At 67.2% G+C, this 10,401-nt stretch carries 10 protein-coding genes and 1 pseudogene; 7 read left to right on the top strand and 4 right to left on the bottom strand.

The features are described from left to right. Together G3O00_RS35065 and G3O00_RS35060 are read left to right on the top strand one after the other, a co-directional pair. The coding region (locus tag G3O00_RS35065; protein WP_206145725.1) for a sigma-70 family RNA polymerase sigma factor at nucleotides 1–1,053 on the top strand (1,053 nt) is incomplete at its 5' end. A 181-nt stretch (nucleotides 1,054–1,234) separates the two neighbouring features. After that, on the top strand, nucleotides 1,235–2,137 hold the full coding sequence (locus G3O00_RS35060; protein WP_011355502.1) for a helix-hairpin-helix domain-containing protein: 903 nt from the start codon (nucleotides 1,235–1,237) through the stop codon (nucleotides 2,135–2,137). A 1-nt stretch (nucleotide 2,138) separates the two neighbouring features. Here G3O00_RS35060 and G3O00_RS35055 read toward each other — a convergent pair whose 3' ends face one another. Both G3O00_RS35055 and G3O00_RS35050 read right to left on the bottom strand, forming a co-directional pair. Then, the gene (locus G3O00_RS35055; RefSeq protein WP_206145724.1) at nucleotides 2,139–2,912 is read right to left on the bottom strand and encodes a hypothetical protein; all 774 of its coding nucleotides are present in this window, start codon (nucleotides 2,910–2,912) and stop codon (nucleotides 2,139–2,141) included. Nucleotides 2,913–3,022: 110 nt separating this feature from the next. Continuing rightward, nucleotides 3,023–3,448, bottom strand: coding sequence for a helix-turn-helix domain-containing protein (locus tag G3O00_RS35050; protein WP_043183323.1), 426 nt, complete (start codon nucleotides 3,446–3,448; stop codon nucleotides 3,023–3,025). 140 nt (nucleotides 3,449–3,588) lie between these two features. Between G3O00_RS35050 and G3O00_RS35045 the strand changes: the two genes are divergently transcribed. Then, nucleotides 3,589–4,086, top strand: a complete 498-nt coding sequence (locus G3O00_RS35045) for a DUF2938 domain-containing protein (protein ID WP_206145723.1) — start codon at nucleotides 3,589–3,591, stop codon at nucleotides 4,084–4,086. Nucleotides 4,087–4,335: 249 nt separating this feature from the next. On the opposite strand, the gene G3O00_RS35040 is transcribed toward G3O00_RS35045, so the two are convergent. Further along, nucleotides 4,336–4,776, bottom strand: coding sequence for a MarR family transcriptional regulator (locus tag G3O00_RS35040; protein WP_011355506.1), 441 nt, complete (start codon nucleotides 4,774–4,776; stop codon nucleotides 4,336–4,338). Nucleotides 4,777–4,910: 134 nt separating this feature from the next. Here G3O00_RS35040 and G3O00_RS35035 point away from each other — a divergent pair, with 134 nt between their 5' ends. Next, nucleotides 4,911–6,440: a DHA2 family efflux MFS transporter permease subunit gene (locus G3O00_RS35035; RefSeq protein ID WP_174930357.1), complete on the top strand. Its 1,530-nt coding sequence runs from the start codon at nucleotides 4,911–4,913 to the stop codon at nucleotides 6,438–6,440. 36 nt (nucleotides 6,441–6,476) lie between these two features. Here G3O00_RS35035 and G3O00_RS35030 read toward each other — a convergent pair whose 3' ends face one another. After that, nucleotides 6,477–7,991, bottom strand: a complete 1,515-nt coding sequence (locus tag G3O00_RS35030) for an acetyl-CoA hydrolase/transferase family protein (RefSeq protein WP_206145722.1) — start codon at nucleotides 7,989–7,991, stop codon at nucleotides 6,477–6,479. Between the two features lie 653 nt (nucleotides 7,992–8,644). Between G3O00_RS35030 and G3O00_RS35025 the strand changes: the two genes are divergently transcribed. The 3 genes and pseudogenes from G3O00_RS35025 to G3O00_RS35015 all read left to right on the top strand — a co-directional run. Next, nucleotides 8,645–9,325, top strand: coding sequence for a CDP-alcohol phosphatidyltransferase family protein (locus G3O00_RS35025; RefSeq protein WP_174930358.1), 681 nt, complete (start codon nucleotides 8,645–8,647; stop codon nucleotides 9,323–9,325). Continuing rightward, on the top strand, nucleotides 9,322–10,128 hold the full coding sequence (locus tag G3O00_RS35020; protein WP_206145721.1) for a 2OG-Fe(II) oxygenase: 807 nt from the start codon (nucleotides 9,322–9,324) through the stop codon (nucleotides 10,126–10,128). The genes G3O00_RS35025 and G3O00_RS35020 overlap by 4 nt, the downstream gene beginning before the upstream one ends. Next, nucleotides 10,125–10,401 (top strand): annotated as a pseudogene (locus G3O00_RS35015) (TIGR00374 family protein); the annotation flags it as partial. The gene G3O00_RS35020 and the pseudogene G3O00_RS35015, both read left to right, overlap by 4 nt.

Raw genomic sequence — 10,401 nt, 5'->3', positions numbered from 1 at the left:
GCGACCGCCGCCGCCGGATCGCACGATGACGACGCCGCCGACACGCCCGCGCCGGCCAGCTACGACGCGCTGCAGGCGGCCGTCGCAGCCTTGCGCGGCGCGTTGCATGCACATGGCTTCCGTTCGGCCGAATACCGTGACGCGCGCAACCACATCGCCACCCTGCTCGGCTCGATCGCCTGGGTCGCGCCGGCCGTCGACGACGCGAGCGGCATCGTGCGCGCGCTCGCATCTACGCCGCATGGCACGGCGACCGGCGAAGCCGCCAGCTTCGACACGGTCGCGCGGCGGGCACTCGCCGCGGCGCTCACCGACGGCCAGCAGAAGGTACGCGACGCTACGCGCGCGATGCTCGAGGCGAACCTGCGGCTCGTGCTGTCGATCGCGCGCAAGTACATGAACCGCGGCGTCGACCTGCCCGATCTCGTGCAGGACGGCAGCCTCGGCCTGATGCGCGCGATCGAGAAATTCGAATACCGGCGCGGGTTCAAGTTCTCGACCTATGCGACCTGGTGGATCCGTCAGGCGATCACGCGCGCGGTCGCGGATCGCGCACGCACGATCCGCGTGCCCGTGCACGTCGGCGACCAGTACCAGCGTGTGCAGCGGCATGCACTGCGTTTTCGCCAGCGCACGGGCCGCCGGGCGACGCCGGCCGAACTCGCGGCCGAAACCGGCCTCGACGAGGACAAGCTGCGCGCGGTGCTCGCACTGCCTGCCGAGCCCGTGTCGCTCGACGCGCCGCTGCCCGACGCGGACACCGGCCTCGTGGAACTGATCGAGGACCAGGCATCGGCCAGCCCGTTCGAGCAACTGGCCGACACGCGCATGCGCGAGTGCGTGAGGTCGCTGCTCCGGTCGGTCACGCCGGCCGAGGCCGACGTGTTGCGCCGGCGGTTCGGCCTCGGCGGCACCGAGCCCGATACCTACGACGCGATCGCGCAGGACGCGGGCATGTCGCGCGAACGCGTGCGGCAGATCGAGAAACGGGCGCTCGCCGCCTTGCGCACGGCCGCCGAGGCCGAGAACGCGCAGTCGTTCCTCGACGCATGATCGCGCCACGCGACGCACGGTCGTGCCCCCTTCCGGCACGACCGTGCGCTTCGAACCTGTGCTACGTTTGCCATTGACGTGCGTCAAGTTTTCTTCATCGCGTGTCGCGACAATGATGAAAAGCCGACCGGCGCATCGTTCGCCGTGTCCATTCCGTTTGTGCTTCCCCGGGTCCCTCGACATGCAGACGACCGCCAGCCAAACGTACGAGGAAAACCGCCATATCGCGACCTGCCTGCGCGAGGCGGCGCAACGGCTGGCTGACCAGGGCGCGAATCCGTACCGGGTCGCCGCGTACCGCGCGTCGGCCGAGACGGTCGATGCGCTCGACCTCGACATCCGTGTGCTGTTCGAGTCCGGCGGCGTCGATGCGCTCGGGATGCTGCCCGAGATCGGCACGGGTGTCGCCCAGGCGATTGCCGAGCTGCTGGTGACGGGGCGCTGGCGCCAGCTCGACCGGCTATGCGGCGACGCCGAACGCACGTCCGCATTCGAAGCGGTGCCGGGCATCGGCCACGCGCTCGCGCTGCGCATTCACGACCTGCTGCACATCGATACGCTCGAGGAGCTCGAGCGCGCGGCCCGCAACGGCCAGCTCGAGACGATCTCGGGCGTCGGCCCGCGCCGCGCGGCAGGCATCCGCACCGCGCTCGACGACGTGCTGAGCCGCCGCCGGCGCTGGCAGGGCCACGTGCAGGACGCCGGCCCCGGCACGGAACCGCCCGTCGAGCTGCTGCTCTACATCGACCGCCTGTACCGCAACAAGGCCGCCGCCGGCGTGTTGCCGACGCCTGGCGTCGTGCAACGCGCCACCGCGCACCGGCGCCCGAACGCGGACGGCTACGTGCCGCTGCCCGTGATGCACATGACCAAGGGCGGCTGGCATTTCACCGCGCTGTGCCTGCATGCCGCGATGCGCACGCCGGAGGCGTCCCGCCCGACCGACTGGGTGTCGCTCTATTTCTACGATGCGCTGCAGTGCGAGCACCAGCGCACCGTCTTTACCGAAACGTACGGCTCGCTCGTCGGCAAGCGCATCGTGCGCGGGCGCGAGCAGGAATGTCGCGTGTACTACGCGGGATGAGTCAGTCGTCGCCGACCTCGTCGACGTCGAACGCGACGTCGAGCACCGACGCGATCTCGCGACATGCATGGGTAAGCGTGCGTGAACGGCGTCCGGCACGGCTCACCCCGATATCGAACCCGGTCGAATACGCGTTGAAATCGGTCGCGTGCTCCCGCTTCGGCACGTCGAACCAGAACGTCACCATGTAGTCGCCGCTCCAGCGAACCGGCATCACATGCGTGAACCGCAGTCTCGTCATTGCGCCGTGGCGGAACCGGAAGCTGTCGCCGCCGACGCGGAACCCCGACCACGCGCCGTCGTTCGACACGAACACGATCAGCGTTTCGTCCGGCGGCGCGGCGGGCAGGCCGTCTGCCGGGGCGAGGTCGGCCGTCGACACCATCGCCGCGCCCGAACCGTCGCGCCCCGTCTCGACATCCACATACGCTTCGATCGCCCGCTTCGCCTTGTCGTAGAAACGACGCGTGACGTCAGGCCGCTCGGTGTCGGCAATCAGAACCAGTTGCTTGAATCGTGCCTGCTCGCCATATCGAAGCGGCACATCGGGTACGTCGTCGGGCTCGTCAGCCGGTTCGTCATTCGGACTATCGGACGGCGCGGTCGCGTCAGGCTGCCCATCGACCCCAAGCCGCCGCGTCACCCGGTCGGCCACCCACATCAGCAGCGCAGTCTGCGTCGCCAGCACGGCGACCAATGTCGCCCACCCGGCGAGCGACCCGTAATGCGGGCCAACCTTCGATGCCGCATACACCGCCGGAAGTACACAAAACACAACGAAAATCCACACGCGGCAACCCCATTGTTCCTGTTTTCGATGTCCGGCAAGGCGTGACCTGGCGCGCCCCCTGCTGTCACGCCAACCCGTCAATACACGCTCGCCGCCTACGCGCCTTCCGTCTTCGTGCGGCGCGCCGGATGGCGATGCGCGGCGATCCTCAGCAGCTTCTGGAACGACGGGCATTCGAGATGGTTCGATGCCGGGCACACGGCCGCATGCCGCAACGCATCGCGCACGGCGCCGAGACGGCGGATCGTGCGGTCCAGTTCGTCCGCCTTGCCGTCGAGCTTCGCGCGATCGATCGCCGGCAGGCCGTCCGTGCCGACCATCGCAAGGATGTCGTCGAGCGAAAAGCCGGCCTCTCGGCCCAGTGCAATCAGCGCAAGACGCTCCAGCACCGACTCGTCGTATTGCCGCCGCAACCCGTGGCGACCGGTCGGGACGATCAGCCCCTTTTCCTCGTAGTAGCGCAGCGTCGACGCGGGCAATCCCGAGCGTCGCGCAACGTCTGCAATGTCCAGCCGACTCATGCTTGACCTCAAGTGAACTTGAAGTTGCAAGATAGTCGCTCGACTCCATAAAGACAAGCCCGTACTGCCATGAAACCGCTTAAATCACGCTGTATTCCGCTGCATCACGCAGCTCGTTCCCTTCTCCGTTGAGGGTCGCGATGAGCTCGTCCGACGTCCTGCTCAACCTGTTGCTGATCGGTGCAGGCGCCACGCTCGTGATGGATCTTTGGACGCTGTTCCGGCGGCGCGCTTTCGGCATTCCGTCGCTCGACTACGCGCTGGTCGGCCGCTGGATCGGTCACATGATGCAAGGCCGGTTCCGGCACGTGTCGATCGGGGCCGCGGCCCCCGTGCCGGGCGAACGCACGCTCGGCTGGATTGCGCATTACGCGATCGGCATCGCGTTCGCGGCACTGCCCGTCGCGATCGCGGGCACGGAATGGATCGGCACGCCGACCCCGCTCCCCGCGCTCGTCGCCGGCCTCGCCAGCGTGGTCGCACCGTTCTTCGTGATGCAGCCCGCGTTCGGCTTCGGCATCGCCGCATCACGCACGCCGCACCCGGGCGTCGCGCGCCGGCGCAGTCTCATCACGCACCTGTCCTACGGTGTGGGGCTTTATCTGGCGGCGTTCACGCTCGCGGCGCTGGGCCGTTGAGCACATCGACTCGCCAAGACCGTGACAAGTAGCGTCGACTCAACCGAGTAGACGCCCACCCACGCGCGTCGTCGAACATGACGGGCACTTCGTCCTGTGCCAGCCGGACGAAGGCCGCGCCGGACATCAGCACCGGCGCAACGGCGATGTCAACGCCGCGTGCCGGCATGCGGGCACATGCGGCGTACTCACGCGCTGCCGCCGGTGTTTTCAAGTCGTTCATCCGGCCCGCCCGCATGGCGGCCCGCATCACTCTCCGCCGCAGTCGATCAGGTTGTGGCGCACGCGCCCGAGCAGCCGCACCAGCGTATCGCGCTCGTCGGGTGTGAAGCCGCGCAGCCCGTCGTCGGCGACGGTGTCACCCACTTCGAGCATCTGCGGAAAGATCTCGCGCGACTTGTCGGTCAGCCGGATCACGAATGCGCGGCGATCGTCGTCGTTCGCGATGCGCTCGATCCAGCCATAGCTTTCCATCCGGTCGAGCAGCCGCGTGAGCGAGATCGGCGTGATCTCGAGCCATTCGGCGAGCCGCGCCTGATTCATCTCGCCCTTCCACGTCAGGTACGCGAGCACGCGGCTTTGCGCCCGTGTCAGCCCGATGCGCTTCGCACGCCGGTCGAACAGGCGTCCGTTCAGGCGGGCGACGTCGGCGATCAGATAGCCGATCCGGTTCTCGTAAGTCTTGTCCATGCGGCGATTATAGGGTCAAGCCTGAAACGGCCTCGGCTCGCGGCCCGGCGATAAGCGGATATATAATAAGCGTGCTTATAATTCCTGCCATACCGGATCGCCGCCCACGGCGACCGCCCCGTGGAGACACCCGCTTGAACCCCGCCGCCGACGCCCCCGCCTCGCCCGCACTGAACCGGCCGATGCTGACCTTGTCGATCATGCTCGCCACGCTGATCCAGACCCTCGACAGCACGATCGCGAACGTCGCGCTGCCGCACATGCAGGGCACGCTGTCCGCGTCGCAGGACGAAATCACGTGGGTGCTGACCTCCTATATCGTCGCCGCGGCGATCGCGACACCGCTCACCGGCTGGCTGTCCGACCGGCTCAGCGTGAAACGGCTGCTGATCGTGTCGATCGCGGGCTTCACGGTCGCATCGGCGCTGTGCGGGCTGTCCGAGACGCTCGTGCAGATCGTCGGCGCGCGTCTGCTGCAGGGCGTGTTCGGCGCCGCGCTGGTGCCGCTGTCGCAGTCGATCCTGCTCGACATCAATCCGCGCGAGAAACAAGGCCAGGCGATGGCGATCTGGGGGATGGGCGTGATGGTCGGCCCGATCCTCGGCCCGACGCTCGGCGGCTGGCTCACCGACAGCTACAACTGGCGCTGGGTGTTCTTCATCAACGTGCCGATCGGCGCGTTCGCGCTCGCCGGCGTGATGACCTTCCTGCCCGCGCGCGCGCCGCGCCCGCACGTGAAGTTCGACGCGTTCGGCTTCGCGACGCTGGCGCTCGCGATCGGCGCGTTCCAGGCGATGCTCGACCGCGGCGAACAGCTCGACTGGTTCGGCTCGTACGAGATCCGCATCGAGGCGATCGTCGCGGCACTCAGCTTCGCGTTCTTCCTCGTGCATACGGCGACCGTCGGCAAGGCGTCGTTCTTCAAGTCGGAACTCTTGCGCGACCCGAACTTCGCGACGGGCACGCTGTTCATCTTCGTGGTCGGCGCGGTGCTGTACGCGACGCGCGCGCTGCTGCCGCCGATGCTGCAGAACCTGATGGGCTACCCGGTCGCGACGACCGGCCTCGTCACCGCGCCAAGCGGCGCCGGCACGATGATCGCGATGCTGTTCGTCGGCAGGCTGCTGAAATACGTGGATGCGCGGATGCTGCTGCTCGCGGGGCTGTCGATTTCCGCGCTCGCGCTATGGCAGATGATGCAGTACACGGTCGTGCTGTCCGAAGCGGACATCGTGTGGCCCGGCGTGGTTCAGGGCTTCGGGCTGGGGCTCGTGTTCGTGCCGCTGAGCGCGCTGTCGTTCTCGACGCTGCCGCCCGACCTGCGTGCGGACGGCACGGCCACCTACAGCCTGATGCGCAACATCGGCAGCAGTATCGGCATCTCGATCGTGCAGACGCTGATGACGCGCAACACGCAGGTCGCGCACGCCGACCTCGCGACCCACATCACGCCGTTCAACCCGGCCGTGCAGGCGATCGCCGGCAGCCGTCTCGACATTGCGCTGCTCGATCGCACGATCAACCAGCAGGCGTCGATGATCGCGTACCTGAACGACTTCAAGCTGATGTTCGTCGCGACGCTGCTGATGATTCCGCTGTTGCTGCTGATCCGCCCGCCGCAGAAAGCGGCGAGCGTGGATATCGCGCATGCGGCGATGGATTGACGGGCGCACGCGCGGCGCGCGCCCTTTCGCTCCGCGTCAGGCCTTCATCGTGCCCGTGCGCACATAGCGCTCGTGCCACGACAGCGCCTCGGCGAGCAGGTGCGGCGTGTGCTTGCCGAAGCTGTCGCGCGACGCGCGCTCGAAGTAATCCTCGAGCATCGGCCGGTAGTCGGGATGCGCGCAGGTCGCGATGACCTTGCGTGCACGCTGCTTCGGCGACAGGCCGCGCAGGTCCGCGAGGCCCTGCTCGGTGACGACCACCGCGACATCGTGCTCGGTATGGTCGACGTGGCTCGCCATCGGCACGATCCGCGAGATCGCACCGCCCTTCGCGGTACTCGCCGACATGAAGCACGACAGGTAGCCGTTGCGCGCGAAGTCGCCCGAGCCGCCGATGCCGTTCTGGATCTTCGTGCCCATCACGTGCGTCGAGTTCACGTTGCCGTAGATGTCGGCCTCGATCATCCCGTTCATCGCGATGCAGCCGAGCCGGCGCACGAGTTCCGGATGGTTGCTGATCTCCTGCGGGCGCAGCACGATCTTCTCGCGGAACGTCGCGATTTCGTCGGCGAAGCGCTGCACGGCGGCCGGGCTCAGCGACAGCGCGGTGGCCGACGCGAAGCTCAACGTGCCGTCCTGCAACAGGTCGAGCATGCCGTCCTGGATCACTTCGGTGTACGCGGTCAGGTTCGAGAAGCCGGCCGAGCTGAGCTCCGCGAGCACCGCGTTCGTGATGTTGCCGACACCCGACTGCAGCGGCAGCAGGTTTTCCGGCAGGCGGCCGCGCTTCACTTCATGGCGCAGGAAGTCGATCAGTTGATGCGCGATCTGCTTGGACGTCGCGTCCGGCGCGGAGAACGCATTGCTGCGATCCGGCGCGTCGGTCTCGACGATCGCGACGATCTTGTCGGCCGGGCAGCGCAGATACGGCTCGCCGATCCGGTCGTCGCTCTTCGTCAGCGGAATCGGCTTGCGGTGCGGCGGCAGCGCGGTGCCGTAATAGACGTCGTGCATCCCGTCGAGGCCGAGCGGCTGGCGCGCGTTGACCTCGAGGATCACGTGCTTCGCGCGTTCGAGCCAGGTCTTGTTGTTGCCGATCGACGCGGACGGAATCAGCAGCCCGTCCTCGCGGATGCCCGCGACTTCGACGATCGCGACATCGAGATCGCCGTACAGCCCGAACCAGGCGTACTGCGCGACGTGGCTCAGGTGGACGTCCTGGTAGTCGACTTCGCCGCCGTTGATCTTGTCGCGCAACGTCGGGTCGGACTGGTACGGCAGGCGCATCGAGATGCCGTTGGTGCGGGCGAGCGCGCCGTCGAGTTCCGGCGCGGTCGACGCGCCGGTCAGCACGTTGATCCGGAAGTCCTCGCCGCGCGCATGCGCCGCGTCGATATGGGTGGCCAGCGCGGCCGGCACGGCCTTCGGATAGCCCGAACCGGTGAAGCCGCTCATGGCGACGGTCATGCCGGGGCGGATCAGCGCGGCGGCTTCGTCGGCGGTGCGGACGAGCGAACGCAGGGCGGGAGCGAGGATGCGTGATGAAGACATGGCTGGTTTCTGACGCTTGGGTCTGTCGTTGACGTCGCGGGGGGTGTCTCCTGAGCGACATGAAGCCCTTGGGGCCGCGAGGGGCGGCCGGCACCACAGGCACGGTCGGAGTATCGCAGAGGCAATCGCCGCGAAATGTCCGCTAAATGAAAAAGATCCTTGCCGGATTTGCCGGGTATCGAACGACCGTTCTGTGACAGACGCTCCGTTTAAATCGGACGCACACGAAAGGTGCGCGAAAGCATCAAGCAGAAAGAGCGGTCGACGATCGACAACCCACACGCATCAATCGACGGATTTCCAGTCGAATTTATCGCCCCTCCATCGGTAATGACCGATACCCGTCCGGCGCGGCCAATTGTCACCCGATGCGGCTTGTCCCAACCTGACACACGTCAAGCTCGCACGCGCCGCGCGACGCGCATCGGGAAACGCGAAAAGCACCGCTGCATCAGCCTCCGAGGCCCGTCCGTCCTTGACAGTCGCGCGACGCGAACCACACTGGAATACGGATCCCGCCGCCCCGTTCGGCCGCCCTTTCGCGCACGCGCTTTTTGGCCGGCCGATCGCTGCAAGACGCGGTAACACTCCCTCATGTCAGGACATTGATCGAATAAAAAGCAACAAATTACAATTCCGTATATATTTCGCCGATGGACCAAAGAAAAACCGCCACACGCTCCGAACCGCCCCTGCCACGCACCTGGGATGCGCGGCTCGCGCGCTCGCTTGTCCGACCGCTCGTCGACACGCCCGTCACCCCGAATCACCTCACTACCGTTCGTCTGCTGATTGGCCTCGCCGGCGCCTGGTGCCTCGCGCAAGGCGGCTTCGGCTGGAGCAATGCAGGCGCGTTCCTGATCGTGTTGTCGAACTTCGTCGACCACACCGATGGCGAGCTCGCGCGCATCAGCGGGAAATCCAGCAAGATCGGTCATTTTTACGACCTCGCAGCAGACGCGCTCGTCACCGTCGCGCTGTTCGTCAGCATGGGCGTCGGCATCGTCGCCCAGGGCGGCCAGATGGCGGCGTCGCCGGTGCTGCTCGGCGCGGTGGCCGGTGCCGCTGTCGCGCTGATCTTCTTCCTGCGCATGCGCATCGAATCGTTCGCCGGCAAGGCCGGCACCAAGCAGGCATTCGCCGGCGGCTTCGAAACCGAAGACGTGCTCTACCTGCTGCCGCTCGTGACGCTGTTCGACGGCGTCGAGCCGTTCCTGCTCGCGGCGTCGATCGGCGCCCCGCTGTTCGCCGCGTGGGTCGTGATCGACTGGTGGCGCATCGTCCGGCGCGGCAACGTTGCTCAGAATCCAACCGAAATCCAGGCTTCCAAATGAATAGCACGCGCGACGACTCCGTGCTGAGCCCGGCACGCCCCGCGCCCGTGCGCGCGGCCGCAGCCGACCCCGATCGCACCGTGGCCGACCGTGTCGGCACGCTCGACCTCGACCGCCTGCGCGGCGACTACACGCGCCAGGGCTCGTTCCTGTACCTCGACGCATTCCTGCCGGCCGACGCACATGCGAAGCTGGCCGACGGCGCGCGCGCGATGCAGGCCGGCCTGAACCGCAATTACCTGCCCGGCCACAAGCAAGGTGGCAGCGTGAGCCGCCATACGATCGACGAGCAGGCGCCGTACATCGCCGAACTGTATCGCTCGAAGGCACTCATCTCCTTCCTCGAGAAGGTCACGGGCGACAAGCTGATGCTGTCGCCGGACGACGATCCGCACGCATACGCGCTGTATTACTACACGAAGCCCGGCGACCACATCGGCTGGCACTACGACACGTCGTACTACGACGGCCGCCGCTACACGCTGCTGATCGGCGTGATCGACGAATCGTCGTGCCGGCTCGACTACGAGTTGCACACGCGCAATCCGGACGTAGCCGACGAACCGGGCTCCGTCCAGATCGCCGACGGCGGCATCGTGCTGTTCGACGGCGACAAGCTGCGCCACCGCATCACGCCGCTCGGCCAGAACGAGATACGCGTGTCGCTCACCTTCGAATACGTGACGAACCCCGGCATGCGGCCGTGGAAGCGCTTCATCTCGAACATGAAGGACGCGATCGCGTATTTCGGTTTCCGCCAGGTGTTCAAGCAACTGGCAACGCGACGCACGACCGGGTCATGACACGCGCCGGCCTCATCCTGCTGTCCCTCGGGACCGCACTCTTCGTCGCACTCCTTGCATGGCAGGGCGTCGGCGCGGTCGCGTCCACGTTCCTCGCGGCCGGCTGGGGGCTCGCGCTCGTCGCGGCGTTCCACGTCGTGCCGCTCGTGATCGACGCGATGGCGATTTCCGTGATGTTCCGCCCCGGCCAGCCGGGCGCCGAGCTCGGCAACGCGCTGCGCGCGCGCTGGGTCGGCGAATCGGTGAACAGCCTGCTGCCCGCCGGGCAGATCA

The organism is Burkholderia sp. Ac-20384 (assembly GCF_017104605.1).
Classification (GTDB): domain Bacteria; phylum Pseudomonadota; class Gammaproteobacteria; order Burkholderiales; family Burkholderiaceae; genus Burkholderia; species Burkholderia lata.
This window is presented reverse-complemented; position numbering and strand designations above follow the sequence as displayed.